Source organism: Solirubrobacter pauli (assembly GCF_003633755.1).
Taxonomy (GTDB): Bacteria; Actinomycetota; Thermoleophilia; order Solirubrobacterales; family Solirubrobacteraceae; genus Solirubrobacter; species Solirubrobacter pauli.
The window spans coordinates 3,898,916-3,924,668 of sequence record NZ_RBIL01000001.1 but is presented as its reverse complement, the minus strand read 5'-3'; the positions used below and the strand labels follow the sequence as shown (position 1 = coordinate 3,924,668).

At 70.2% G+C, this 25,753-nt stretch carries 22 protein-coding genes and 1 pseudogene; 5 read left to right on the top strand and 18 right to left on the bottom strand.

All coding sequences use genetic code 11. The annotated features are described in order from the left end of the window. Positions 1 to 392 precede the first annotated feature (392 nt). The 13 genes from C8N24_RS18360 to C8N24_RS34055 all read right to left on the bottom strand — a co-directional run bounded on the left by C8N24_RS18360 (position 393) and on the right by C8N24_RS34055 (position 14,872). On the bottom strand, positions 393 to 1,985 hold the full coding sequence (locus C8N24_RS18360) for a HEAT repeat domain-containing protein (RefSeq protein ID WP_121252292.1): 1,593 nt from the start codon (positions 1,983 to 1,985) through the stop codon (positions 393 to 395). 157 nt (positions 1,986 to 2,142) lie between these two features. Then, a complete protein-coding gene (locus C8N24_RS18355) occupies positions 2,143 to 2,475 on the bottom strand; it encodes a hypothetical protein (RefSeq protein WP_121252290.1) in 333 nt (110 codons plus the stop codon). 231 nt (positions 2,476 to 2,706) lie between these two features. Beyond that, complete coding sequence (locus tag C8N24_RS34065) at positions 2,707 to 2,883, bottom strand: hypothetical protein (protein ID WP_170179184.1); 177 nt, start codon at positions 2,881 to 2,883, stop codon at positions 2,707 to 2,709. 42 nt (positions 2,884 to 2,925) lie between these two features. After that, complete coding sequence (locus C8N24_RS18350; protein ID WP_121252288.1) at positions 2,926 to 3,492, bottom strand: hypothetical protein; 567 nt, start codon at positions 3,490 to 3,492, stop codon at positions 2,926 to 2,928. A gap of 108 nt (positions 3,493 to 3,600) precedes the next feature. Further along, positions 3,601 to 5,115 carry a hypothetical protein gene (locus C8N24_RS18345; protein WP_121252286.1) on the bottom strand — a complete coding sequence of 505 codons (1,515 nt, stop codon included), beginning with the start codon at positions 5,113 to 5,115 and terminating at the stop codon, positions 3,601 to 3,603. Next, positions 5,112 to 5,327 carry a hypothetical protein gene (locus tag C8N24_RS18340; RefSeq protein ID WP_121252284.1) on the bottom strand — a complete coding sequence of 72 codons (216 nt, stop codon included), beginning with the start codon at positions 5,325 to 5,327 and terminating at the stop codon, positions 5,112 to 5,114. Before C8N24_RS18340 ends, C8N24_RS18345 begins: the two co-directional genes overlap by 4 nt. Continuing rightward, positions 5,324 to 5,749 (bottom strand): hypothetical protein, encoded by a 426-nt coding sequence (locus tag C8N24_RS18335; protein WP_121252282.1) that lies wholly within the window; start codon positions 5,747 to 5,749, stop codon positions 5,324 to 5,326. Before C8N24_RS18335 ends, C8N24_RS18340 begins: the two co-directional genes overlap by 4 nt. A 32-nt stretch (positions 5,750 to 5,781) precedes the next feature. Further along, a complete protein-coding gene (locus C8N24_RS18330; RefSeq protein ID WP_121252280.1) occupies positions 5,782 to 6,057 on the bottom strand; it encodes a hypothetical protein in 276 nt (91 codons plus the stop codon). After that, a complete protein-coding gene (locus tag C8N24_RS18325; RefSeq protein ID WP_121252278.1) occupies positions 6,054 to 9,320 on the bottom strand; it encodes an FtsK/SpoIIIE domain-containing protein in 3,267 nt (1,088 codons plus the stop codon). Before C8N24_RS18325 ends, C8N24_RS18330 begins: the two co-directional genes overlap by 4 nt. Positions 9,321 to 9,323: 3 nt before the next feature. Continuing rightward, on the bottom strand, positions 9,324 to 10,169 hold the full coding sequence (locus tag C8N24_RS18320) for a hypothetical protein (RefSeq protein ID WP_121252276.1): 846 nt from the start codon (positions 10,167 to 10,169) through the stop codon (positions 9,324 to 9,326). Positions 10,170 to 10,236: 67 nt separating this feature from the next. After that, positions 10,237 to 10,401: a hypothetical protein gene (locus C8N24_RS34060; protein WP_170179183.1), complete on the bottom strand. Its 165-nt coding sequence runs from the start codon at positions 10,399 to 10,401 to the stop codon at positions 10,237 to 10,239. A 32-nt stretch (positions 10,402 to 10,433) separates the two neighbouring features. Next, positions 10,434 to 13,856: an AfsR/SARP family transcriptional regulator gene (locus C8N24_RS18315; protein ID WP_121252274.1), complete on the bottom strand. Its 3,423-nt coding sequence runs from the start codon at positions 13,854 to 13,856 to the stop codon at positions 10,434 to 10,436. A gap of 98 nt (positions 13,857 to 13,954) precedes the next feature. Beyond that, on the bottom strand, positions 13,955 to 14,872 hold the full coding sequence (locus C8N24_RS34055) for a tetratricopeptide repeat protein (RefSeq protein WP_170179182.1): 918 nt from the start codon (positions 14,870 to 14,872) through the stop codon (positions 13,955 to 13,957). 103 nt (positions 14,873 to 14,975) lie between these two features. Between C8N24_RS34055 and C8N24_RS18305 the strand changes: the two genes are divergently transcribed. From C8N24_RS18305 to C8N24_RS18290, 4 genes are read left to right on the top strand one after another with little or no spacing between them, the layout of a single operon-like run. Beyond that, a complete protein-coding gene (locus C8N24_RS18305) occupies positions 14,976 to 16,805 on the top strand; it encodes a hypothetical protein (RefSeq protein WP_147447869.1) in 1,830 nt (609 codons plus the stop codon). Continuing rightward, positions 16,789 to 17,550 carry a winged helix-turn-helix domain-containing protein gene (locus C8N24_RS18300; RefSeq protein WP_121252270.1) on the top strand — a complete coding sequence of 254 codons (762 nt, stop codon included), beginning with the start codon at positions 16,789 to 16,791 and terminating at the stop codon, positions 17,548 to 17,550. The genes C8N24_RS18305 and C8N24_RS18300 overlap by 17 nt, the downstream gene beginning before the upstream one ends. Before the next feature lie 58 nt (positions 17,551 to 17,608). Then, on the top strand, positions 17,609 to 19,270 hold the full coding sequence (locus C8N24_RS18295; RefSeq protein ID WP_121252268.1) for a thiamine pyrophosphate-binding protein: 1,662 nt from the start codon (positions 17,609 to 17,611) through the stop codon (positions 19,268 to 19,270). A gap of 8 nt (positions 19,271 to 19,278) precedes the next feature. Next, a complete protein-coding gene (locus C8N24_RS18290; RefSeq protein ID WP_147447868.1) occupies positions 19,279 to 19,833 on the top strand; it encodes a hypothetical protein in 555 nt (184 codons plus the stop codon). Between the two features lie 399 nt (positions 19,834 to 20,232). Here C8N24_RS18290 and C8N24_RS18285 read toward each other — a convergent pair whose 3' ends face one another. Further along, entirely contained in the window at positions 20,233 to 20,685 is a 453-nt protein-coding gene (locus tag C8N24_RS18285; protein ID WP_147447867.1) for a hypothetical protein, read from the bottom strand. A gap of 8 nt (positions 20,686 to 20,693) precedes the next feature. Then, positions 20,694 to 20,954, bottom strand: a complete 261-nt coding sequence (locus tag C8N24_RS18280; RefSeq protein WP_121252262.1) for a hypothetical protein — start codon at positions 20,952 to 20,954, stop codon at positions 20,694 to 20,696. A 58-nt stretch (positions 20,955 to 21,012) separates the two neighbouring features. On the opposite strand from C8N24_RS18280, the gene C8N24_RS18275 reads away from it, so the two are divergent. Then, a complete protein-coding gene (locus C8N24_RS18275) occupies positions 21,013 to 21,654 on the top strand; it encodes a hypothetical protein (RefSeq protein WP_121252260.1) in 642 nt (213 codons plus the stop codon). Between the two features lie 355 nt (positions 21,655 to 22,009). On the opposite strand, the pseudogene C8N24_RS35595 reads toward C8N24_RS18275, so the two are convergent. The 3 genes and pseudogenes from C8N24_RS35595 to C8N24_RS18260 all read right to left on the bottom strand — a co-directional run. Continuing rightward, positions 22,010 to 22,144 (bottom strand): annotated as a pseudogene (locus C8N24_RS35595) (sugar ABC transporter substrate-binding protein); the annotation flags it as partial. A 149-nt stretch (positions 22,145 to 22,293) separates the two neighbouring features. Continuing rightward, on the bottom strand, positions 22,294 to 25,107 hold the full coding sequence (locus tag C8N24_RS18265) for a discoidin domain-containing protein (protein ID WP_147447866.1): 2,814 nt from the start codon (positions 25,105 to 25,107) through the stop codon (positions 22,294 to 22,296). A 334-nt stretch (positions 25,108 to 25,441) separates the two neighbouring features. Further along, positions 25,442 to 25,750 (bottom strand): DUF4031 domain-containing protein, encoded by a 309-nt coding sequence (locus C8N24_RS18260; RefSeq protein WP_121252256.1) that lies wholly within the window; start codon positions 25,748 to 25,750, stop codon positions 25,442 to 25,444. Positions 25,751 to 25,753: the final 3 nt, after the last annotated feature.

Sequence of the window (25,753 nt, the reverse complement as noted above, 5' to 3'; positions counted from 1 at the left end):
CCGGAAGCGGGCCCGGTGACACAACGTCGACGACGCCCCGAGAGCGCGTGTCGACACTCGCCGGACAGCGGCGCTTCTCCTCACCCTTGGGGGCGCTGGTGGTGGCTCGCGAGTTCCCCCGCGCCCTCTCCAGCGAGGACGGCTTCCTGGGCTCCGAAAAGGCCTTTGGCCACCCGCAGGCTTGGGTCGACCCGACGCAGCTCGTCCTCGACCGCGCGCATGTAGGGTCGCATCAGCTCCACTCCGCCTTCGCCAGCCGTCCGCCACGGCCGGTGAAGGCGGCCGAGAACGCTTGAGTGCACTCGCGCGGCGTCGCCTGAACGATGTAGCGCCACGTGCGCCTGTGATCAAGTACGCCCATGGTCGAGACTCCCTTCTCGGTGATCCACCCGCTAGGCCCACAGCAAGTCGTCGGTGGGAACCCGGGGAGCGATCCGCCCCAACCGGTCGTGCGCCAAGCGAAACATCCCCGCCGGTAGCTGTCGTTGCTCGCACGCGTGCGCGATCGCGCGAAGACGGTGCGTGACCTCGCGAACAGGCTCGTCGAGGTCGGCTTGGGGATGCGCGGCGAGTGACGCTGCCACGGCCTCGCAGAAATCGTCCAGGATCGGTTGGTCGGCGGGCCCCGGCTGTCGATCTCGCATCTCGGCGTACCCGTAGGCGGTGTGCATCATGTCGATGCTCTTGCACAGCAGGTGTACCGCCGTGCCGGGATCGCCGGCGGCCAGATGCTTGCGCCCACCGTCGGCCATCGTCTCGGGGGTGCCGTAGTACTTCGACACCTCCCGGACGTATGTGGCCCGGGATGCCGCGGACCATTCCGGATCGGGCAGCGACGCGCTCACCGGTTTAGGACCCTTCGAGAACCACCCCATCTGCTTCCTTTCGTGGGCTTGAGTGGAGTTTGTGCCGTTCTCCCGGTTCCCGCTCCCAACGCCTTGGGCGGAGACCTCGGGTCCGAGTTGCGACGCGAGTTCGTGGTGGGTTTGCAGGGCCTTCGCTCGGACCCGCTCGCTCGGGTCGTCCATCGCTAGACGGTCGAGGACTGCGAGGAGCTGTGGATCCGGGCAGGCGAGCCGCTGCGCCGAGAGCGCGGCGAGCTCGCGGTTGTGGGCCACGCCGTCCCCAAGGGCCTGGGTGACTCCCTGCGCCGCGCGCGTGCGCTCGACGCGAGCGAACGCCAGGCCCTGGATGCAGCAACCGCGGGTGAAGTCGTCCGGGGCGTCCAAGCCGGCGAGGAGTGTCTCGACGCCTTCCGAGAACTGCGCCAGGGCGCGGTGCGCGGCGACGATGAAGCGATCGAACTGCGCGACCAGGACGTCGATCGCCTCTGGATCCCCGATCGCCCCGAGCACCTCGGCGATGTCGTTGGCCACGCCGTCCTCGACGAGACCCTCGGGCGTGTCCGTGCTCGGCCGGGGCCCGCCGAGCACCGCGATCAGGGGCGGCACGGCGTGCGGGCCCATGCGGAAGAGCTCGCCCATGGCATGGTTGTACTGAGGCAGGTTCGCGAGGCCGACGCCCGAGCGGTCGTGCTCACGGTGCACGGCGCGCAGTTGGTCGAGCTGGATCGCCACGTGCGTAGCGGCCGGGTCCGAGGCTGGGCCGGCCGGGAGGACGGCGGCCCCGTTCTTGCGGTTGATCCTACGGACCACGAAGCCTCCGCCGGTTACCGCCGCTCGCGCGAACCGGCCCTTAGGGCGCAGCGCAGCGAGGGCCACGACGCCGAGCGGCCCGGTCGCGATCTCCTTGAGCACCGTCTGCAACTCGCTTGCGACCAGGTCGGCCCCGCGGCCGCCCGGGGTCGCGTCGCGGCGAAATCGGCTCATCGCCAACGCCTTGCTGAGCTCCGCGCCCAGCGCGCCGACGCGCTCCGCCGACGCGCGCGTGAGCTCGCGGTCGGCGTCCGGCAGCCGCTTCCAGTGCTCGTAGACCTTGCGCGAGCCCTGTACTAGATCCCAGCCTTGCTTCGCCAGCATCAGCATTGGTGCGCTCCACCACCCATCATCCGTGAACTCTCGTTTACGACCGGCACTCGCCGATCACGTAGTGATCAGTGCAACTGCCTTCACTGAAATCCCACTGACGGCACCGTCACCGCGTGCCCGCGGGTGCCCCGCGTGGGGGCACCCGCGGGCACGATCAGGCCCTGACCGCCGCCTCTGCAGCCGCGAGCAGCTTCGACGCATGCATCCCGCCGGCGAGGGAGTGGTGTGCCCACAGGACCACGTCGCGGTAGCTGCCGCGATCCCAGACGTGCATCTGCACGTTGGTGCCGTGCTGGTGCGCGCCCTGCGCTTTCGGGACGCCGACACCGACGCTGAACATCGGTGGGTCGTCGTTGAGTGCCGCGAACGGCGTGTTGTCGCGCGGGGTGTACCAGGTGAGCGTCTCACCTCCGAGCGCCTTTGCCGTGAGGCCGCCGATCCACGCGCTCGCTCCGCGCCCGCCCTCGATGCCTGACCGGAACCGCAAGCCACACTCCTTGACGCTCAGTGCGGTTCGGAACTCGGCTGACTTCTCGCCCACCCTTCCCTCCAGTCCTTCGCTGATACGGAGCCCTGCACCGCGGACTCCACCGGACCGCGCTGAAACTTCACTGACGCAGTGGAGGGAGGCCGACATCGATCGAACCGGATGCGCGCCCAGCGACGTTGTCGACCGATCATTTGCGCGTGCTTCACTCGCCATAGCCGCGCTGCAGAATCAGCGGAGGAAGCGCCCCGCGAGCGCGAAGGGCCACATCAGGGCGAGGATCAGCGACTGGAGCCGTCGATTGATGGGGGCGTCCTCCCGGCTCGTCCGGGTCGCCCACATGAACGGCCAGGCGATGAAGGCGACTGCGATGTAAAGGCTCAGCAGAAACGTCAAGACAGAGGTCACGTGGCTTCCTTGGTTCGTGGTGTCGGTGGTTCTGCGCGCGGGTCAAGCCCGCCGCTGCGGGAAGTACGGCTCGAGGTCGTCGTCGAACCAGTGGGTCGGCGTACGCAGCTCGCCTCCCAGCGCTCGGAGCAGATCCTCGAAGGTGTGGAACATGCCGAGATGGTGCTCGTCGTACCGCGAGCGCGTGGGGTCCTCGTGGCTGTAGATGCGCTCGGAGAACACGACGAAGGTGCCGTCCTGCCGGTGCTCGGCGAAGAACGCGTTGCCGAACGGCAGCGGTTCCGTGAGCGCGAGCCGGCGGACGTCTCCGCGCATCAGGGGACGGGCGGACGGGAGGTCCGCGACATCCGGGACCTCGACCTCGAAGACCCGGTCGAAGCTCGACCGCAGCTCGCCGTGGAGCTCGATCCACCGGTCCGCCTCATACCGGTTGAGATGCCCACTGGAGAGCCCGGCGGCGCGGATCTGCTCCAGCGTGTCGTCCAACAGGGACAGGAACCGCGGGTCGCGCGACTCCGGTTCGAGCTCGCCGAACAGCCCGTAGGCGCCGATCGTCGCCGCCCTGCGGTCGGCGGCGTCGAGCGCCGCCGCCTGCAACCCGTCGAGCACCGCGTCGATGCCGGGAGCAGGGCCACGACGTGCGCGGGAACCGCGCCGTCGCTCCGGGCCGTAGCCCGCGTGAACCACCGTTTCATCACTCCAGCCCCCACTCGAACATCAGAACGCTCCTCTGTCCGCGGCGCGGCGCGCTTCGTCCCCGGTCGGGACCGACGCGCGCCCAGTCTCCGGGTCGATCACCAGCAGCCCGACCGTCGTCTCGCCCGCGAGGTGCATGGCGTAGGAGTGGTGCTGGCCGAGCGGGCTGGAGTTGCCGTCCGGTCCCCAGCCCTGCGCGCCGATCGTCACGACGACCCACTGCGCGAGCATCGCGGTCTCGTGGTCGAGGCCGAACCGGCGCCAGACGTGGTGCGCCAGCTCGGACGCGTGGTACACGAGCAGCTTGCGCCATCCGACGGGTGCCAGCGGGGAGAGCTCCTCGTAGGCGTTGACGGCGGCGAGCGCGGCTGCGATGCAGCCCGCCTGTTCGTCGATCGTGCTCAAGCTCTGCAGGAACCGTTCGACGTGCGCGCGATCGACCGGTCCCAGGGCGCTGGTGTCGTAGCGCACGGCACCGTCCTGCGGCTTGCAGATCATCGCGACCTCGGTGTCCTCCCAGATCTCGAGCTCGCGTGGCTCCTCCGGATCCGGAAGGGACGCGATGTCGGCCCACGCCGTCCGCAGCGCCCCCGAGAAGACCTGCGCGGGAACCGAGCGCAGGTACGGTCGCGCCGCCCCGATGAACTCCGTCGCGCGGTGGTCGCGGAGCTCGTGCGCGAACGCCGCGAGCCACATCAGCGCGAGCAGCCGTGCGGGGCCGGCATCGCCCGAGCTCAACGGCTCGCCGGTGTCGAAGCTGCGTTCGTCGTACGGCGGGCCGAGCAGGCCGTCGTCGTAGAGCTGCTCGCCCAGACGCACGAACAGCCGGTGACTCTGGGGGTGGTGGTCCCAGGGTGCGGGCTGAGCGATCCGGCCGACCCGGGCGCTCGTGTTCCATCTCGATGGCGTGCGGTCGTCCAGCTCGGCGCCACGCCACGCGGTCGCGAACCCAAGCGCGCTCTCGATCGCGTGCTCCTCGTATTGCGCTTCGACCCACTGCGACAACGCGCGTCGGTCCTCGATGCCCGAGGCGACGAGCTCCGCGTAGAAGCGATCGAAGTCGGCGACGTAGTGCGCGGGGTCGAGCTGCAAGCCCCAGCGGGTGAAGTCGCCGCGCTGCGCGGCGAACACGCATGGGTAGAAGCGATCGCGTTCGGCGGTGCGGTCGAAGGCGAGCAGGAAGTCGGGGTTCTCGCCCGCCCCGACGAAGAAGATCACCGCCCCTTCGTCGTTGCTGTCGATCAGGTCCCGGACCTGCGTGTGCTTGATCTGCAGCACCGCGGGACGGCTCTTGCGCCGCCGCAGGACGCCGACCGACACCGGTTCCAGCACGGCGCACTGCTGGGTCCGCGTGAGGATGAGGACGCTCTGGCCGCCGTGCGTCTCGGTTCGCCAGAACGCACGCGTGATCTCGAGCACGTCGTCGTCGCCGGCGCCCATCCGCATCAGCCCGAGCTGGATCAGCTCTCTCGTCTCCGAGCTGGGCGGCCACAGGTCCGCGCGCTGCAACGCCGCCTCGGTCTTCGGCCCGATCATGGCGCCAGCATCCGCTGTGCCGCCAGGATCTCCTGGGACGCGTGCTTCATCGCCTCGTACAACCGACGCCCGTCCGCTGCCAGCGGATCGAGGCAGTGCTTGTCCAGGCTCGCGCGCTGGCCGTCCACCCACGCCCCGGCCGAGGCCCGGCTGTGCGTGAGCGCCTGCAACGCTTCGCGCTGGCTCGTGAGCGCCTGGCGCAGCTCGCTCATGACGCGCTCCGCTGCAGGTACTGATCGAGGATCGTCGCGTACTCCTGGATGTGCTTGCGCCCGCGCGGGATCGTCTGGCCGGCCGCGCCCTCGACGGCCTGGATCGTCGCCAACAGATCCTCCGCCGCCCGTTCGACCTTCGCGAGCGCCTGCTTGTGCCGATCCCGGTGCCGGCGGCACTCGTCACGGTGCACGACCGCCCGCGCGTGGGCGCGTGCCAGGTCCTCGCAGCGCTCGGTGCAGCGAGCCAGCTCAGCTTCTCGCGCCGCGGCTTCGCGGGCCGCGCGGTCGAACGAGGCCTGGCTCCGTGCCGTCGCCACCTGGAAATCGGCGACCGCACGGGTCATGTCCGAGCGTGCGGACGCGATCGCGGCCTGGAACCCGCGCTGGTAGGTCGTCAAACCGTCCGCCAAGGTGCGCACGGCGCTGACGCGAGCATCGACGGGAGCCGCCATCAGAACCGGTGGCTCCGTGCCTTCTCGAGGTCGTGCGCCAGCGCGTTCAGCTGCTTGACGAAGTCCTTGACCTGCGCGTCGACGAAGCGGTCCGTCTGGCGCTGGAAGTCGCGGAACTTGTCCTCGAACTGCTGCTTCTGGCGATCCTTCCAGTTCGCTCGGTTGATCGCGTTCTGCGCCTGCTTGCTCGCGTCCTGGATCTTCGACCGGTACGTCTCGAGCTCGCGCGCGAGTCGCTTGACGTCGTCCGGGTCGGCGACGACGGCGTCGCTCATGTGCTGCTCCTGTGGTCAGACCTGGGCAATGACTTGATCGTGTGGCGCGGATAGGCACGGATCCGGCGCTGCTTTCCGCCGGCGCGGTCGGCGAGCAACAACTGGCTCGAGCGGACCGCCGGCGCGTTGTAGACGTCGGTGACGGTCGTGATCTCGGCCACGGTCGCGTCGCTTCCGGTGACGCACCACTCGAACTCGGACAGCAGATCGCGACCGGCCTTGCGTTCGAACTGCACCAGGCTGTCGACCAGCACGGCTGTGTGGCAGCCGACCTCCGGACCGTCGCGCACGACGCGTGCGAGCAGCGTGCCGGGCCGGGGTGGATCGTCCGGGTCGGCGTACGGGTCCTCCGGAGCGAGGTCGAACGCCCGGTGGATCCCGTTGAGCACGAGCAGCCGCCCGGGCCGGCGGTAGTCCTCAGCGCGTCGCCGCGTCTCCACCTCCCCCAACGTCGCCTCCAGCTCGCCGAGGAACCCGGATGCGCGCCGGTACGACACCGAGAGCGCCTCGCACAGCTCCAGCAGGTCGAGCCCTTCCGCAGGTTCGGTGTCGCCGATGAAGTCGATGACTTGGACCGCCATCCCGTTAACCTTCGCTCCGGCCACGCACGACTGCAGGGCGGCCGCGACCGCCGGGTCCGCGTCGGCGTCGTCGGCGGCCGAGCCCAGGAGCAGCACGTTGCTGCCGCGGCCGCGGCGCAGCGCGATGCCGGCGTACGGATCCAGGTCGAACGGCTCGCCGAGGGCGAGCACCGGCCGACCGGCGCTGACCTGAGGCCACGCGGAAGGGCGCTGCGCGAGACGATCGCCGTCGAACACGCGCGGGACGCGGGTGATCCCGGCCCGCGCGGCCTTCTGCCCGATCTCGGTGAGCAGCAGGCCGCGCTCGTCGGAGGGGATGTACAGGCCACGGAACGGCTTGTTGTGCGAAGGCTCTCCGCGCGCGGGGTTGAAGATGCCCTCGCCCTGCTGCGTGAGCGCGCGGACCTCGCGGTTGAGGTCGCCCATCACGAGGTCCGCGTCGGCGTCGTTGCACATGAAGGCGACGCGCATCGGCAGCAGCGCGAGCGTGGACCGGTCCATCGCCGGCATGCTCGACAGCGTCTGCGACGAGACGACGACATGGACGCCCGCGAACGGACCTTGCCGGACGATGTTGCTGAACGCCCGGAACGCAGCCTGGCCGAGCGCATCGTCCTCCTCGAACAGCTCGTGGAACTCGTCCATGAACAGGACGATCCGCGGCATCGCCTTGCCCGTCGTGCTCCGGTACTCCGTGATGTTCGCCTTGCCGGCGGTCTCGCGCTTCATCAGCTCCGCGCGCCGGCGGATCTCGCCGTCGAGGCTCTGGAGCACGTTGACCGAGAACTCGCGCTCGCTGTTGATCGACACGAGACGGGCGTGCGGCAGGTGCTCGTAGACCTTGAACTCGACACCGTGCTTGCTGTCGACGAGGTAGAGCTCGAGCTCCTCCGGTGGATAGACCATCGCCAACGAGACGATCGCGGCGTGGAGCGCCGTGCTCTTGCCGGTTCGCGGCAGGCCGACGACGATCGCGCCGCCGGCGATCTCCGTCGAGGAGAAGTAGAGGGCGGCGATGTCGTGCGCGCCCGACCGTCCGATCGGCGCGCACGCGCCGGTCGCGGTGGTCGCGTTCCACCACGTCGCCGAGTCCGCTGGATCGAGATCCGGGGCGCCGGGCCGGACCGCCGGGACCTGCGACGACAGGTCGGTGGCGACGAGCCGGTTGACGATCGGCACCACCTGGCGCAGCGTCACAGGCCCGGACGGCGCCCGCCGCGCTTCGGCACCGACGCGGAGCAGGAGCTGCGCCGTCGGCGTCTCCGCACGCCCGTCCGCGGTGAACGTCATCCGCGGTAGCCCGTCCGGCACGAAATCCGCCGCGACCTCGCCGATCGGGGCGGGCAGGATCACCCGCCCCACGGTCGTGGTCAAGTCGATGCGCTGCATGGAGTGCGTCAGGCGCGCGAGCGGCACCTCGCCGACCGAGCCGCGCTCAGGGTCGTGCTGGAGGATCACGTGCACGCCGCAGCGGGTGCCGTTCTCGATCAGGCTCAGCAGCTGGCGCGCGGCCGCGGCCGAGAAGCCGGTCGGGTAGTCGAGGACGACGAGCACCCGGTAGGGCTCGGCCACCTCGCCGGCCTGGCGGTTGTAGTCCTCGATCGAGTCGAACTGCCCGCGCAGATAGGTCGAGATGACGACCTCGAGATGGGCCGCGAGCTCATGCACCTTGGTCTCGATCTCCCGCTCGGTGGTCCACGTCTTCGTGTCCACCAGGCGGGTGTCGTACTCCGCGAGGTGCCGGAAGTCCGCGACCGACTGGCCGAGCGAGACCGGGTCGACGAAGATGAAGCGCAGCTTGCCCGGTGGGGTCGCGGCCAGTGACCGCAGCGCGAGCGAGCGCGCGAGATCGATCGCTTCCTGGCGTCGCGCGACGCCACTCGCGATGGCGACGCCCGACGTGAGCGGGTGGCTGAGGAGGAGCGGAAGCCGCGTGATGCCCGAGGACGCCGGCAGCCGCGGGTCGATCTCCCCCGCGCGGATCATGCGCTGGAGGGCGCCGGCCGGCGCCGCCTGTCGCCAGCCCGGGTCCGACCAGTCCGCGCCGGGCAGGCCCGCAGCTCGCTCGGCCTCGGCGAGCACCCGCCGCGAAGCGCTGAACACCTCGTCCATCACCTGCGCGCGACGGGCGATCTCCACGTTGAGCTCGCCGTTCAGATCCGCCTTCGCGTCGAGCCGCTCGGTGACGTACCTCTCGCGCAGGGCCGGCAGCGCGGCGTGGATCTCCGACAGCCGCACGGTCACCGTCCAGAGCGCTTCACCGACGGTCGGCATCGTCTTGCGGCGCTTGACGAGCTTCTGGTCCCACGCGCGTCTGGCGGCGATCAGGCCGCGGACGTCGTCCTGCGCGAAGGCGACGAGGCCGTTCCATTCCTGGCGTGCCTCGTCGAACGTCGTGGGCGGGGGCTGCGGCGGCCGGCGCCGCGGCAGCTCCCGGCCGAACGCGTGCTGGAGGTCGCGACGCATGCTCTCCCCGAGATCCCGCGGGACGAACGCGCCGACGTGCTCGCGAGCACGCTGCTCGACCTCGATCAGGGCGGTGCGCACGTCGTCGCGGAGCTTGCGGATGTCGTCCGCGTCGCGCAGCACCCGGGCGCGGAGCCCGTCGACCTCATTGAGGACGCGACGCATCAGCTGGTCCGCGGCACCGCCGACCTCCGCGTGCTCGACCGGCCGGGACACGCGCTACCGGGCTCCGGCCTGGAACGCGCCGGCCTCGACGCGCATCTGGTCGCGCGAGCGACGCCGGCACGGGAAGTACGGGATCAGGTCGTCGTGCGCCCAGTACGAGTGCGTGACGAGACGCTCGCCGAGCTCCCGTAGGAACGCGGGATAGCTCGGGGCGCTGAGCCCGTCCCAGTCCCAGCGGCGAAGCACACCGGTGTCCGGGTCGACGCCCTCGACCACCGCCTGCACGGTGCCGTCGGGCCGGCGTTCCGCGTAGATCGAGTTCGCGGGGGCGGCCGGTGCCTGGGCGAGGCGGCGCGCTTCGCCGTCCGCCAGGTCCTTCACCGGCGGCGCTTCGTCCTCGTTCGGGATCGGCAGGTCGGCCAGCGCGGTCGGCCAGCCGGCCGGGTGGCTGCCCTCGTAGCCGTGGGCCTGCGTCCAGCAGTCGAGCGCGAACGGCGGGATCGCCGTGTAGGAGACGCCGTCACGTCGCAGCGTGTCGAGGCCACGATCGGCCACGCGCCGGTAGCGCGGGTCTTCCAGGAACGACCCGGTGAGCGCGTTCCAGCCGACGAAGATCGCGCCGACGTAGGCCCACGCCCCGGCCGACGCGGCGGCCGCCTCGAGCTCGTCGAGGAACTGGCCTTGCGCCTGGCGGCCCTGCGGCGAGTCCATCGGCGGATATCCGGCGACCTTGAGGAAGTGCATCGCGTAGCCATCCAGCTCACCCGGCGGGAAGGCGTTGACGCCGGGCGGGTACGGGCTCTCCCCGCCGAACGCCAGCTCGCCGAGCCGGCGCAGATCAGCCGGCGTCGCGGACAGGTACGGCGGGCGACGCGCGGGGCCGCGCGAGAAGAACCCCATGGTCAGACCGATCGGCGGGATCGCCGCCGGGCCGGGGGGAACGCGCCCCCCGGCCACAGCGTCACGTTCACTTCTTGCCGCCGCCGAGCGCCGTGCTGCCGAGGCCCTTCGCGATCTTCGGGTCGACCGGTTTGTCCTTCGGCGGCAGGTTGCCGCTCGTGTTGGCGTTGGTCTTCTCCGGGTTGTACTCCATCCGACCCTCCTTGGGGTTGCCGTGCGTGGAGCACTCCACAGGGCGACGCTGAAGAACCGCTGACGCCGCGCTCAGACGGCGCGTTCGGCGAACGCCAAGGCGGATGCGACGGCCTCACCCACGCTCATCAGCTCGCCCTCGGCCAGCGCTCGGTCGAAGTCGCGGCTGTCGAGGGCCTCCCGCACTCGCGCCAGGTCTTGCTCGCGGAGCTGGCGATCAGCCACCGAAGGCCGATAGCCCGAGCGTTCGGCCAGCCGTCCCGAGCAGGCGAGCAGACGTGCGGCGAGCTCGTTCTCTTCGCGCCGCTGGGCGGCGCCGGCGATGCCGTCCAGCGCCGAGCACGTCGCCCACAGCTCGCCGACTTCACGGGCGTGCTTGAGCGCCTCCGCGTACCGCTCGAGCGCACTCGTGAACTCGCCCGCGCCGCGACTGATCGCGGCGAGGAAGTTCAACGCCTGGGCACTGCCCGCCCGGTCGCCGATCGCGTCCGTGAACCGCAGCGCGGCCTCGCAGAGCGCCTCGCCGCGGCCGAGCTGCCCGCAACGCGCGGCCATCAGGCCGGCGCCGCGACGCACCGAGGCGAGGACGGAGCCGTGCTCGAGCCGCTCGAACTCGTCCGCGGCTTGGAGGTACGCGCGCCCGGCGGCTCTCTCGTCGCCGCGGAACCAATGCGACGCGGCGACGAGCTGTTGCGCGTACGCCGCCTCCCAGTCACGTCCAAGACGTTGGAAGCGGCTCCGGCTCTCCTCGAACCGGGGTAGCGAGCCCTCCGGGTCCGGGAACATCTGGGCGGCGCCGACGCCGAGCGCCGCCCAGGCGAGGCCCCACTCGTCCCCCAGCTCTCGGGCACAGGCTTCGAGCGCGTGGTTGTACGCCCGGGTCTGCGCGTAGTCACCGCGCCACCAGGACAGGTGCGAGCCGGCGCGCAGCGCGCGTACCCGCCGCTGCGACGGGCGCTCATCCATCGCCAGGACCTGTTGCGTCCACCCCGCGCCTTCCTCGAAGTGGCCATGGGAGAACCACAGCCACCAGAGCCCACCGACGAGGGTCAGGGCGCCGTCGACATCCCCGTCCTCGATCATCCACGCGAGCGCCGCGCGGAAGTTGTCGTGATCCGCTTCGAGACGCTCGAGCGCGATCTGCTCGTCCGGGCCGAACAGCCGTGGCGCGATCCGCGTGACCAGGTCTCGGAACGCCTCGGCATGTCGGCGACGCACGCGCTCGACTTCGTCGTCGGTGGCTCGAGCCAGCGCGAACGCGCGGATGGGTTGGCCGAGGCGCATGCGCGGCTCACCGGCGACCGCCCGCTCGGCGGTCAGCATCGACCGCTCGATCAGCGCGTCGAACACGTGCCCGACCTCGTCGTCGCCGCCGGCGACCGCCTGCGCCTCGGCGAGCGCGAACGAGCCTCGAAACACCGCGAGCCGATGCAGCACACGTCTCGCGCGCGCGTCGAGCAACTCGTGACTCCAACGGATCGTGGCTTCGATCGTCCGCTGGCGCGGCGGGCGTGCAGGATCGGAGAAGTCCGGCACCCGATCTCCGAGCACCTGCGTGTCGAGGTCATCGGCGACGTTCACGAGCCCACGCGTGGCCACGAGCCCGGCGGCGAGCTCGATGCCGAGCGGCGAGCCCTCGACGGCCCGACAGATCCGGGTCGCGGCGTGCACGGTCGCGCGCGCGTCGCCGGCGAGCGGACCGGACCGCTCGAGCAGCAGCTGAACGGCCTCGGGAAGCGCGTCCGGACTCGCGTGCGTGAGGTCCATGGCGGGCAGCTCGACGACGCGCTCGCCCGCGAGCCGCAGAGGCTGACGGCTGGTCGCGAGGACGCAGACACGGGGGCAGGACCTCCGGATCTGCGACACGAGCTCGACGCAGCCGGCCAGCGCGTGCTCGCAGTTGTCGAGCACCAGCAGCAGGGCACGGTCGGAGAGATGCCGGACGAGCGCGGAGGAGGCAAGCTCGTCAGGCAGCGGGCGAACGCCGAGTTGCCCGCCTGCGGCGATCGCGAGCGTCTCGACGTCCGCGCCGGTCTCGAGCTGCCCGAGCTCGACGAACCACGCACCGTCATGGAAGAAGGGCAACCGGTTCGCGGCCACCTGCAGCGCGAGGCGCGTCTTCCCGCATCCGCCCGCCCCGAGGACGGTCACAAGCTGCCCGAGGGACAGGAGCCGCGAGATGTCGGTCAGCGCGCGCCGACGGCCGACGAACGTCGTCTGCTGGACCGGCAGGTTGTGCAACCCGACGTCGAGGGTCTCAGGCGCCGGGAAGGGCTCGCTCTGTGCACCGCCGAACTCGTAGAGTGGCTCGCCCGGGAGAAGGTCGGCGAACCGTTGCGCTCCGAGGTTCCGCAGCGGCCGCCCGGTCTTGCACCGCGCCCGCGCTTCCTCGGACACGAGCACCTGTCCCGGATGGGCGGCCTCCGCGAGGAGACGCGCGCGGGACGGGCCGGCGCCGGCGATCAGATCGCCCAACCGCACCAATGGACCGGCGTGCACAGCGATCGCGGGCCGCAGCCGCTCATCGGCGACCAGCGCGTCGGCGGCGTGGATGGCCGCGCCCGGGTCCTCGAACCACGCGACGAGCTCGTCGTCACCGACCACGTGGGCCGCACCGCCCCAGCGGTCCACGAGGAGCGCCGTCGTGCCGAGGCGAGGCCCGGCCGGATCGCGCGTCGGGCCGAGCCTGGCGCAGAGCAGGGCACCGTCGAACGGCGCGTGCACGACGGTGGAGATCCGCGTGTCGTCGGCACGCTGCCCACGGCCGATCCGCTCGCCGAGCCGTCGCAGCTCAGCACCCAGCGCACCGAGGTCGCGCACCGCATCCCGGTATGCGAGGCCGGCCTCCGCGGTACGGCCGGCGCCGTCGAGCGCGCGAATGAGCTGCGCCCGCCGGCGCTCATCCGCCGGGTGCTCGTGGATCTGCCGGCGCAACGTGCTTTCGAGCCCGTCGTACTCGTGCAGGAGGAGCCGCACGTCGTTGAAGTCGGTCTCGGCGCGGTTGCGCAGGATCTCGAGCTCGGTCGCGTGGCCGATCGCCCAGTGCAGCCGGCCGTGGTCGCCCAGGACCGGGCCACGCCAACACGCCAAGGCCTCCTGGAGCATCGCCCGGGCGACGCGCGGCTGCGACTCCGACAGCGCCTTGCCTCGTCCTGCGAGTGCCCGAAAGCGCTCGGCGTCGAGCCGCATCGCGTCGTTGACCACGAGGCGATACCCGGCGCCGACCGTGTTGATCACCCGCCAGGCGGGCCCCGAGTCGTTGAGCCTCTGACGCAGCTGTCCGATGGCGACCTGCACGCTGTTCGAGCGGCGCTTGAGCTCACGGTCCTCACCCCAGACGTCGTCGGCGAGCGTGCTTGCCGACAGGACCGTCCCCGGGGCGAGCAGGAAGCGACCAAGCAGCATGCGATGCGTCTCGCGCAGCTCGACCGCGACCGCGTCGGGCTCCAGCCGGACGGCCAGCGGACCCAGGATGCTGTAGTCGACCTCGGGCATTGAAGGTGGAGGACCGCCGACCGAGCGGCCGCGACAACCCAATCAGAGCCATGTCCATCAGGTCAAGAGTTCCTATACGTGTGGCTATGTGGCGCGCGTCAACGCTTCGACAGCCGGCTCAGCCCGGCGAGGGCGCGCGCGTCGGTCGGCATCCGCTCGAGCACCTCTTCCCACGCTCGACGCGCCGCGGGCTCGTCGTCGGCCTCGAAGCAGGCGAGCGCGTAGGCGTTGCGGACTTCCGTGTCCTCGGGAGCCCAGGCGAGAGCCGCCGCGAACTGATCGCGAGCACCCGTCGGATCGCTCGACCGGGCCGCCTGGAGACCGCGGTTGAACAGCACCTGGGGGAACTGGGAGAAGCGACGGTACACGACCAGCTGGGTGAGGCACGCCGCGCACACGTCGGCGTCCGGGGCGTTCGGATGCCGGCAGCTCGTGACCGGGCACAGGATGCTGCCCGGCACGGTCGCGACCGGCCGCTGCGGGTGCGCCTCCGCGGCCGCGCTCCGTGAGGCTCGCGCACGGCCGTCGTCCGTCGTCCGCGGACCCCCGCTCTGGGGCGCTCCCATCACGACGCGACCGCGCCGCAACGGTCGTCCGAGATGACGAACCGCCACCGCCAGCTCCTCCACGACGACCGCTTCCGCGTACGCGTCGTCGTAGCGCCAGCTCTCGACGTCGACCAGGTCGACCGTCGCACGCGCGGGCAGGCCCCGCAGCCGCACGATCTCCAGGCCTGCGGCGGCGATGTCCGCGAGCATCTGGTCTTTCAACACCCGCAGCGCGGCGCTCCACGCACCTCCGCTGCGCTCGAGCAGGTTCTCGAGGTCGACGGCCAACACCGCGACTTCCGCAAGGCCGTGCAACCCGCGCTCGCGTCCCTGCGCCGCGGCGCGCGCGGCGGCGTCCATGTCCGTGTGGTGGCGTTCGAGCACCGTCGCCAGCTCGAGCGCCGGGGCCGGCGCCTCGAAGTCCTCGACGGGTTTCTCGGCGAATGCTCTCCACGCGTCGGCGATCACCCCTGTCTTGTCGCATCCGGCGCTGATTTCCCGCTGATCCGTCGTCGTCCAGCGCTGCCCGGAAACCCGGGCGGCGCTTGCGCGTTCTGAGACGCTCTCGCCGATGGACACCGACTCCGAGCGTTGGCGACCGGCCCCCTGGGCCGCGGCTGCCCTCTTGGGCGCAGCGGCCACGGGGACGCTCGCCTACCGGCAGCGTGCGCGCTCGCCGCTGGTCGCGGCCGCAGCGGTCCTCGCCGGCCAGGTCATCGCCTACGCGAACGCGCGACGGGCGATCCAGCACGCGCTGGGCATCGGGCCTGGGCGACGGACCTTCGAGCAGGAGCGTGCGCGTGCGTTCCGCGACCTGCTGCTGGACGACGGCACGCACACGCCGTCCTTCGGCGCCGCGGAGGCGGCGCTCGAACGTCTGCAGGCAGGGCCGATGGCCGCGGACGCTGCGCGGCGGATCGCGTCGGCACGAGCCGGGATCAACGCTCTCGAGCGCCAGCTGTTCGAGACACGCGCCCAGCGCGAGAGCGACAAGGATGTCGACCAGCAACGCCGGCTCGGCGGCTTCGCGCCGCACGCGCCCTCACGCGCCGGCGACCCACTCGCGCTCTACGGCGTGCGACCGCGACTGCCGGCACGGGTGCCCGCGGAGCTGGGCGACGTCATCGAGCAGGTGGGGCTGGTCCTCGACGAGGTGCGGCTGCTGCACACCGCCGAGATCGAGTGGTCGACGCTGCTGTTCACGCTCTGGGCACGGGCGGCGATCGTCGGTCTGGCCCCTGCGCTGAGCAACGCGACGGCGGCGCCGGTTGACCTGCGGCATCCGGGCGGGATGGCGTGGGCGGCGGCCGCGGCGATCGCGACCGCGACCGCGACCGCCGGACCCCGCGTCGCGGACGCGGCCATGGATCGTGGCGCCGCCGGACGGCGTGTGCGCCACGCGCTGCTCCGCGTGGAAGTACCGGCGACGTGCGTGCTGCTGTACACCCAGCCGTCGTGGATGTCCGGCGTCTTCGCGGGCGGCTGGACGAACTGGGCGCAGCGCCCCGACTTCAGCTGGCGACGGCTCGCGACGTTCGTCGGGGTCGTGACGACCGTGCAGAGCGTGGGACTGACGCGTCGCGGCGTGTCGTTCCCACGCACCGCGGCGGAGGTGGCGGCGGGGCTCGCGGCCGTGTTCTACACGGGCTCGAGCTACGGCGCGATCTTGCCCCTGTCCGCGAGCACCGCGGCGCAGGTCATCGCGAGTGGGACCTTGCCGGTGCGCGCCGTGCGCGAGGCGCGCGAGCGGATGCTCGACGTCGCGGGGACGCTGCGGGAAGCGGTCGCCGGGCTCGAGCTGGACGCCGACGTCACGACGGTGGTCGAGGCCGCCGCCGTGCTCGAAGCCAACGCCGACGCGATCGAGCAGCCACCCGACGTGCTCTTCGAGCTCGTCGAGACCGCGTTCCGTCACAGCGACGTGCCGCTCGGCGACACGGACGCGGCAGCGACACGCGCCCGTGACGCAGAGCTCGCGGGTGAGCCGGCCCCCGTGGAGCTGCGCACGCCGCTGTTCGGAGACGTCGAAGGGCTGCGGACCGCCGTCGTGCGTTCAGCCAAGGACGCCAGGACGCTGCACAACCTGCTGGTGGTGCTGATCCGCGAGGCGGAGGTGCACGGCACGATGCGCGCGTACGTGGCGCTGGACGTCGTGGGTGACCGGCTCGTGCTGCGCGTCGCCAACGAGCGTCGCCCTGTCCCTCGACGGGGTCGGCGGGGAAGCGGGGGAGCGCGGATCGAACGGCTGGCACGGCAGCTGCCGCAGGGCCGCCTCGACCGCCGGGAGAACACCGACGGCGCCTTCGTCGGGTTGCGGCCGCGACCGGGATGGTTCGGCGTCGAGGTGTCCTGCTCGGCGGCCGTTCTGTCAGGGTTCCCCGATCATGTCCGGGGCGACTGACGACATCGAGCTGTTCCTCTGCGAGGACATCGAGCACGCCGACCAGGTGCAAGCGGAGATCGACAAGTGCCGCGCGGGCCGCCCGCGCCTGCGGATCGTCGGCCAGGCGCGGACCTTCGACGGGGCCAAGGACGCGCTGATGGACCTCGAGCGATTCCCGGACATCGTGCTGATCGACCACCACCTCCGCCGTGGCGCGGACGCGAAGCCGCGGCCGTCCGCACTCGAGCTGGCGAGCTTCATCTACACGCAGCGACGCCGCGAGGAGCAGCTCACGGACACGCGGCTGGTGCTGTGGACGTCGAGCAACGACGACCAGCTGTTCTGGACCTTTCGCGTCTGCGGCGGCCAGCACGTCATGAGCAAGGCGCTCAACGGCTGGTCGGAGCGCGTCGAGCTGCTGTACACCGTGATGGAGGGCGCCGAGTGGTGGCCCGACAGGCCGGCGCTGGCGCTGCCGCCGAGCGTGCGCGCCGTCATCCGTCACTTCGACGCGGGCATCCCGAACGACGAGATCGCCACCCGGCTCGGCATCGAGCCGTCGGTCGTGTCGACGCGCGCGGACGAGCTGCGCAAGGCCGTGGTCGGGCACTTCGGCCAGCACGTCGCGACGGGCGCCCACGCGATGGCGGCCAAGGCGCGAGCGGACGGCTGGGTCTGGGTCGACCTGCGAGACGACCGGCTCCTGCCGACCGCCCCGCCGCTTCCGCTCGTGCTCGACCCGGGGATGATCCCGGAGCCCTGAGCCCGGATTCCCGGGCGCGCTTGGACGGCGTGCCCGTTCATGCCGCAGATAGGGCGGCATGACCAAGGCAGCCTTCCCCCAGGTACGCGTCCGCGAAGTCGCGGAAGCGGTCACCGACGGCCTGATCGCGCTCGGCGTGGAGCGCGCGTACGCGCTCGGCGGGCGCGAGATCTCGCCCATGATCGACGCGCTCGGCCGAAGCGCGATCGCCGTGATCCAGGCCCGGCACGAGAGCGGTGCGGGCTTCATGGCGATCGGTGACTGGATGGTCTCCGACGGGCTGACCGCCATCGCCGCGACCACCGGGCCGGGGCTCGCCAACGTGATCAACGCGCTGATGGCCGCGCGGATGACCCGCATGCCGCTCATCCTGCTGACGCCGCTCACCCCGCCGATCGAGACCAACCGGCTGGGCATCCAGGCGACCGGGCCTTCCGGGTTCACGCTGTCGGAGCTGCATGCCGCCGGTCGCCTGTTCGACTACGTCGCCCACGTCCACACGGCCGACCAGCTGCCCGCGGTGTTCGGCCGGATCGCACGCGGTCTGGCACACGATCCGGGATTCACCGCTCACATCGCCCTGCCGACAACGCTGCAGGCCGAGGCGACGAGCGTCCAGATCGCGGTCCCGCCGTGCGCGCCCTCCAAGCGAGCGCCCTCCCCCACCCAGGTCGAGCAGATCCGGACCATCATCGACGACGAACGGGTCGCCGTGTGGGTGGGGTTCGGAGCACGCCCGCACGCCGAGCTCGTGCGGCGGTTCGTCGCCAAGGCGCAGCTGCCGGTGCTGGCGTCGCCGCGCGCGCTCGGGATCGCCGACGGCTGCGCGACGTTCGTCGGCGTGACCGGGAACGGCGGCCACGAGCTCGTCTTCGAGGAGCTGGCGCGCTACGGCGTCGAGCGCGTGCTCGTGCTCGGCTCGCGGCTCGGCGAGGCGACCTCGGGCTGGGATGCGCGGCTCGTCCCGACCGGCGGGCTGATTCACGTCGACCACGACCATCGCGCCTTCGGGATCGGCTTCCCGCAGGCGCCGACGATCGCCGTCGAAGCCGACATCGGGCTCACGCTCCGGGCACTGCTGGACGGCCCGCTGGCACGCCGCGGGTTCCGGCGCCGGCGGCCGCCACGAGGGCTGTTCGCGGCGCCGACGCCCCAGGCGGACCGCCTCCACCCCGTCGAGATGCTCGAGGTGCTGCAGCGTGTCGTCGTGGACGCCGGGCTCCCCTACTTCGCGGACGCATCCAGCGCGATGTTCTGGAGCGCCAACCGCCTCGAGTTCCCCGTCGCCGATCGCTACTTCTCGGAGCAGGCCTGGGGTTCGATGGGGTTCGCCGGCGCGGCCGCGGTCGGCGCCGCCGCGGCGCTGCGCACGCCCGTGTTCGCGCTGTGCGGTGACGCGTCGATGCACATGCAGGACGAGATCAACACGGCCGTCAAGTACGACCTCCCCACGATCTGGGGCGTGATGTCGAACGGCGGGCCGAGCATCGTCCGCTTCGGGATGGAAGCCCACGGGCGCTTCGACCATGACGGTTGGTATCCCGACACCGACTTCGCCGCCGTGGCCCGAGCCAAGGGCGCGAGGGCGACGCGGGTCACCAGCGCATCCCAGCTCGAGCAGGCGCTCACGCTCGCGCTCGAGACGCGCTCGCCGCATCTGATCGACATCGTCCTCGACCCGTCCGTCGCGCCGCCGATCGGCGCGCGGGCGAGGCGCTGAGGGTCGTCGTGTCCAGCGCGTTCCCCACCCACTGGCGGCACGACATCCGCCCGTGGCGATTGCTCGCCCGTCTCGCGGCGGAGCCGGAGCTGGGCGAGACCGTCAACGCCCAGGGCCGCCTGCTCAGCGAGCTCATGGACGCCCGCGTGCTCGAGCTCATCGCGCTGCGCGTGAGCGCCGTCGTCGACGTCGAATACGTGTGGCGGGCGCACGCGTTCCTGTCCACCCAGCGACTCGCGGTCCTCTCCCCTGACGAGGTGGCTCGCGTGACGCTCGGAGCGGACGCGTTCGCCGGCGATGACGCGGACCTGCTCCGCGCCGTGGACGAGATCCTGGCCGGAGGGCTCAGCGCCGCCTCGCGCGCCACGCTCGGCTCCGACGCTGTCCGCGTCACCATCGCCACCGGCTTCTACGCGCTCGTGGGTGCGCTGATGCGGGATGCGGGGCCCGAGGACGACATCCCGTCGATCGCGGGCCTGGAGACACCGAGCGCTGCGCGCCGCACGGGCTCGCCGGACGCCGAGGTGCCGCGCGTCAGTGACATTTCAGCGAGCGCAGGTTGAGTTGCGGGTGTGCCCGTCCAGTCGGACAGAGGCATGAGATGACGGTCTACCAGGACAAGCACTGAAGTGCGGCAACCACTGATCGCCGGCCTCAACAGTCTCATGATCACGGCAAGACGTGCTGAGGATTTGACAATGCCTCAACAAATCGAGGGCCTGAACGCCGACGCCGAGCCCATTCGGCGTTCAAAGACGAGCGTCGGGTCGGCCAAGCGAGGAGCTAACCATGCCAGTCACCGCTTCATATGAGCGCGACATCACGACCCTGGGCGAAGCTTCGACCACGGAGCGTGAGATCTCGACCGTGGCGAAGTTCGGCAAGTGCAACATGTGCAGTTGTCCTCGCTACACGACCAAGAGCAACGACTGGCAGTTCTGCGACTGCGGCCACAGCCGGTCTCAGCACCAGAGCTGACCAGGCTTCACGTCCATCGCGATGATCAGCGACCACGACCGACAGCAAGCGGCCGAGAAAGGCGCGTCTACCTGTTCAAAGGCCGACGACTCGATCGCCCCGGACAGCGCCTCAGCGAATGTGCCGTGGGGCCGGGCGGTATCAGGGGCGACGGCACGCGCATCGTCTTCCCGGACAGCCACAGCATCCATCTCCACCGGGGCCAGGTACTCAGCGTGCTTGAGGCTGCGCAGATCGACACGAGCGCACTGCACGCCGCCGACTTTATCCAGAGCATGCGGATCTTGGGCGAGCGCGGGGTACTCGTGGAGGTCGGCGTCGATCCCGCGCAGAGGGAACGCGAACGCGCGGAGCGGGAGGAACGCGCCAAGCCGGCCGAACCTGGGAAATGGTTGCGCGGCGTGCGCAAGCACGTGGACGAGCGGCGCGCGGCCCACCCGGGCTATCACTGCGCGGCATGAGCTGGGACCTGGTGGCGCTCGTCACGGATCCGTGGGAGGACAGCGAGGAACCGCACGTGGACGTCGAACGTCACCGCGTCGCGGTCACCGACCAGCACGTCCACGTCTTCGTCGAGAAGAACTACAAGAAGCCCAGACTGCTGGTCAGTTATGACCTTCCCGAATGCGTTCTCACCCAGAACGACACCGAGGTCCGCTACCCCGACGGGCAAGTCACAGCGTTCCGCGACGAACGCACCGCGCAACGGGTGGTAAACCTCGCGAACCTTGTACCTGCGCCGCTCAACCTGATCTGGAGGACACGTGGGGTTTCTGGATCACCGTCGCACTTGGCGATACGACGTCGCGGCCTCGCGAGAGGCATGCATCGAAGCGTTCGTCCGGGCCTTCTCGGGCCGCGGCGGACTCGTCGCGAAGGCGAGCTGGGAAGTCCGCACCACCGACCGAGGGGCCCTAGCCATCTACCTCGGCCGCAAGGGTCTCGGCGCCGCGGCCGGCATGTTGACGGACGCCGGAGCCCGCGAGCAAGACTCGGCGATCGGGTCTGAGGTTGCCCTTCAGATCGAGAAGACCGGCTCTGACCGAACGCTCTGCTCCGTACGGCTGGCGTCGTCGGGCCGTATCGGCCTCCCCGGCCTGCTGGGGGTGACGTCCGACGCACGGTTCATCCGACCCTACATGCGCGCCGTGCAGGACGAACTGCGCGCACTCGATTCCTCCGTGATCATCAGTCACGACAGCCGCCCCACCAACGCGGACGCGTCCGCATACCGGGTCACCTCCGAGGGAGACACTCGCGCCACACCAGCGCGCCTCGAGCACCTCGAGCAACTCGTCGCACGAGGAGTCGTGAGTCGAGACGACGCTGCCGACCTGATCACGCGCGACGGGGCTTCGGTCAGGATCACGGACGACCACTGGCAGCGGATCAGCGGCATGTGGTGATCGATTGGAGCGAGGGGATGCATCGGGCCGCGTGAGGACGGAATCCAACTAGACGATGGGGAGTCGCGCTCCCCCGGTACCGCTCACTCGACGATGATCCCGCGACCGCGCACGAGCTCTCCCACGAGGTCCCGTCCTGGTGACAATTGGGTGACAGAACCCCCGGAATGCCGACCATATCCACTAGCACCACAAGCCGGGCTGTACGGCGCGGAATAACGTAGTTTCCAGGCACTACCCGCGGCACGCTGCTGTCCCCTCGACGGCCAGGCCCATCCGCCGACGCCGTTCTCCTGGCAGGCCTTCTTCAGCGCCGCGCTCGTGCACACCTTGTCGGCAGTGGCGAACCCGTCGGCAGACCTTCGTCGGGCGCGTCCTGGCTGGTGACCGGGACCTTGCCGTTCTGGCCGTTGCGCTTCAAGACGCTGACCACGGCGCCGCCGAGGCCGTCGTTGGCGGCGTCGACGCCGATGAACTTGCCGTTGGCCTTCGCCGCCTCAGTCGCCGTCGCGTCACCGCCGGCGCCGCTTGTCGACGGCGTGTCGTCGCTGCCGCACGCGGCAACATCGAGCGGAGACCCGAAGTACCGCGGCGGGCGCTGCGGGCCGCCCCGACCTTCGGGGCGGCCCGGGACCTGACTCAGGGCGTGGTCGTCGACAGCGTGAACGTCAGCGTCTTGCCGTAGGCGCCCGTTCGCAGCGCCTGGCCGGCGCCGATCTCCTGACGGAAGGCGATCGACACCGAGTCGTTGCTCACCGGCCCCCCGTAGCTCAACAGCGCGAGCGGGCTGCCCGCCGTCGCACTCAGCGGCGCGAACGCGTTGGCGTTGGCCCGCACCTGCAACCGCTCGCCGAGCGCGAAGGACCCGTTCACGAGCCGCCCGGTCGCCGACGGGCTCGGATCGGTGACCGACAGCAGCGCGTCGCCCGCCGTCGAGGTCACCGTCGCCGTGGTGGTCGCCTCATACGGGCGACTGACCCCCGGTTCGAAGACGCCAAGCGGCGCGGGCGCCCCCAGCGTCAGGGCCAGGGTCGCGGGCACGGTGCCGCCCACGTCACCACCCGCCTGCGTTGTGCCGACCTGGAAGCTCCGCGACACGTCGCGCGCGGGGAAGTAGTCCGCGTTGCCGGACTGCGAGGCGGTGATGGTGCACGTGCCTGCACCGGTGACGGTGACGATGTCGTCGGAGAGGGTGCAGGTGCCCGCGGCGCTGAAGCTCACAGGCAAGCCTGAGCTCGCGGTCGCGCTCACCCTGTAGGGCGGAGCCGTCAGGGGCGCGAAGGTGATCGCCTGATCCACTCGGTGCTCCGTGTAGTGGAAGGTCACCTCGATCCGTCCGCTCGTCGGCCCCGGATACACCCGGACCTCGACGGTACCCCACTGGGTCGAACCATTGCCGAACTGCGTCAGGTCGAGTGCCGTGACCGTAGGCGTGGTGGTGTCCGTCCCGATGAGTTGCTCCGCCGTCAGCTGTTGCGGACCCCAGATCCCAACACCGTAGGTGTGATTCAACGTGTAGGAACCAGGCGTGATGTTGTCAAAGACATACACCTCGTCCTTGCCGTAGGTCTCATACGTCATCTGCCTTGTGGTGCTCTGCGTGCCTCCTGTCGGCCGCCTGATCAGATCGAGCTCGGCGCCCCTGCCCCGCGTCTCGAACGGGTTCTCCACGTATCGAGGCGTGCCGCTGGAGAACGCCTCCACCTCGAAGTAGTACTCCGGATCGACGTTCAGGGCATTGATGTTCAGAGCGTTCTTCCCATAGACCATGTCGCTCTGGTACAGCTTGTCCCGCTCAATGCCGTAGCGCACCACGTAGCCATCGGCGCCATCCACGGGCTTCCACAGCAGATCGGCCTGGCGACGGTCCACTTCGTTGCGGACGGCCATGAGGTTGCCCGGAGGCACTGGTGTGAACTTCGACGCATCCGGATTGCCGAAGACACGCAACTCCTTCACGGCGAACCGTCCGTTGTCGGGCGTGAAGACATTGGTCAGCCGCACATAGCGACCGCTTACGGCCGTCGGGAGCTCGATGTAATCGGACCGCAGGTCCTGGGGATTGTCGCTCTTGTCGACGACCTTGGTCCAGGTCTGGTTATCGCTGGACACTTCGACGGTGTATGACTGGTAGCGGGTGAGTGCCGCGTTGCCGGTGGCACCAGCCCTGTCGAATTGGATCTGGATCCCGCGGATGTCGCTCGTCGTGCCGAGGTCGACGGTCATGTACTCGCCCGGGTTGCCCGTCTGAGCGCTCCAGAACGTCTTGCCGTTCTGGTCCACCGCGAATGCCGGCCAGTAGTTGCCCGTCTGGGCACCGGGGGGCTGCGTGGAAGAGGTCTGGACCTTCTTGTTCAGCGACAGAAGCGTCCATCCCGTGAAGTTGTCCGTGATGGGATCCTTCTTGACGCCGGGCAGGTACTGCGGGTAGTCGCCGTACTCGACGTTTCCGTGCATCACGCCCTCCTTGTCCACATCCGTGGGGAAGAGGGACATGAGCGTGTTGCCGTTACCGCCATTCTGCGTGAACGCCACCATGGCGATGGTCCAGAGCTTGCCCTGCTTGTCCTGGAAGAAGCTGCCGTGGCCCGCGCCCGGCGCGGAGCCCGACACCATCCGGGTCAGCGGGTTGTGCTGGTCATAGACATATGGACCCATCGGGTCGTCTGCCACGTACACACCCTGCGCGTAGGAGGCGAATTCGAGACCGATCGATGAGTACAACACGTAGTACTTGCCGTTGTACTTGAGCGGATGGGGGCCTTCAGTCCATCCATATTCCTGAGGACGGTATTGCCGGTCGGAGAAGAATGGGAAGATCAGGTCGCTCGAATAGCGGGTTTCCCAGCCGTGCTTATGGGGGTCGCCCCAATTGACGACCTCCGGCTTGCTGATCTCCTTGAAGGTCTGCTTGTTCAACTCGACGACCCGGATGCCCAGAAGCTGCGACCATCCGTAGTACATGAACAGCCGGCCAGTGTCTTCGTCGTACAGCATGCTGGCGTCGCCATAGTTGTTGCTGGAGAACGTACCGGCTTCGTACCAGACTCCCGACTTCGGATCGTCGGTCGTCATCACTCGGTTGTTGGTATTGCCGGCGTAGTTGTACAGCTTGCCGTCAATTTCCGTCATGCCAACGATCCCGCCCAGGAGGTTGGGCGCATTGACGTAGTTCCAGTTCGCGAAGTCAGATGACCACCAGTAGCCACGCCTCCCGCGCGTGAACAGGTAGTAGTCACCGCCGATGATCTTGATGACAGGCTCGCCGGCCGTCAGAATCCTCTCCGAACCCTGCGTAAGCGAAATGGGGTTGGTGTACGTGGTCGGGTTCTGCACGACCGATTTTCCCGATGGCCCGACCGGCAGCGCTCCCGGTACCTGGGCCTGGGCGCCGCTCGCAAAGACGAGCGCCCCCACGCACGCCAACAGGACAGACCGCAACAACTTCTTCATGAAGCTCCCCCTCTGGACCCCGCGGTTTGTGACGTAGCGCACAATACGGCCGGGCACTTTCTCCGTCAAGGACGGGCTAGCGACATTCCGTTAATTAGTCTGTTGACGGGACGAACGTGATCCACGCGCTCAGCCCCGTCCTGGCAAGGCGAATGCGCCCCCATGCCTGGAAGGAAACGACCTTTCGGCGGGCGGAACTACGAACCCCCTCGGAGCGGCTGCACGGCGCCGCCCCGTCGACGTTCAACTCGTCACCGTCACCACGCTCGGGGTTGTGGCGCTCTACCTCGCGTCGTTCATCCTCTCGGCCCCATGAGCGTGGCCGCGGCAGCACCTACTCCGTCGAGCCGCCTTGCGAATCGCGGGCGGCGGCGCGGCGGCGGGCGCGGTCGCCGCGCGGGCCGGCCATCCGCAGGAGCAGCTCGGCCGTCTCGACCTCCACCGCGCCGAGGACGACCGCGCGGGCCCGGACCCACGGGACGAGGTCGTAGTGATCGCCCTGGAAGCGGCTGCGCGGGATGCCGAGGGAGGCGGCGAAGCGGTGCAGCTCCTCGAACGAGCCGTCCACCGCCATGTGGCACCAGTCCTTGACCGAGAACGGGACGTGCTCGTAGCGCCGGAGTGGATCCACCAGGACGGTCATGCG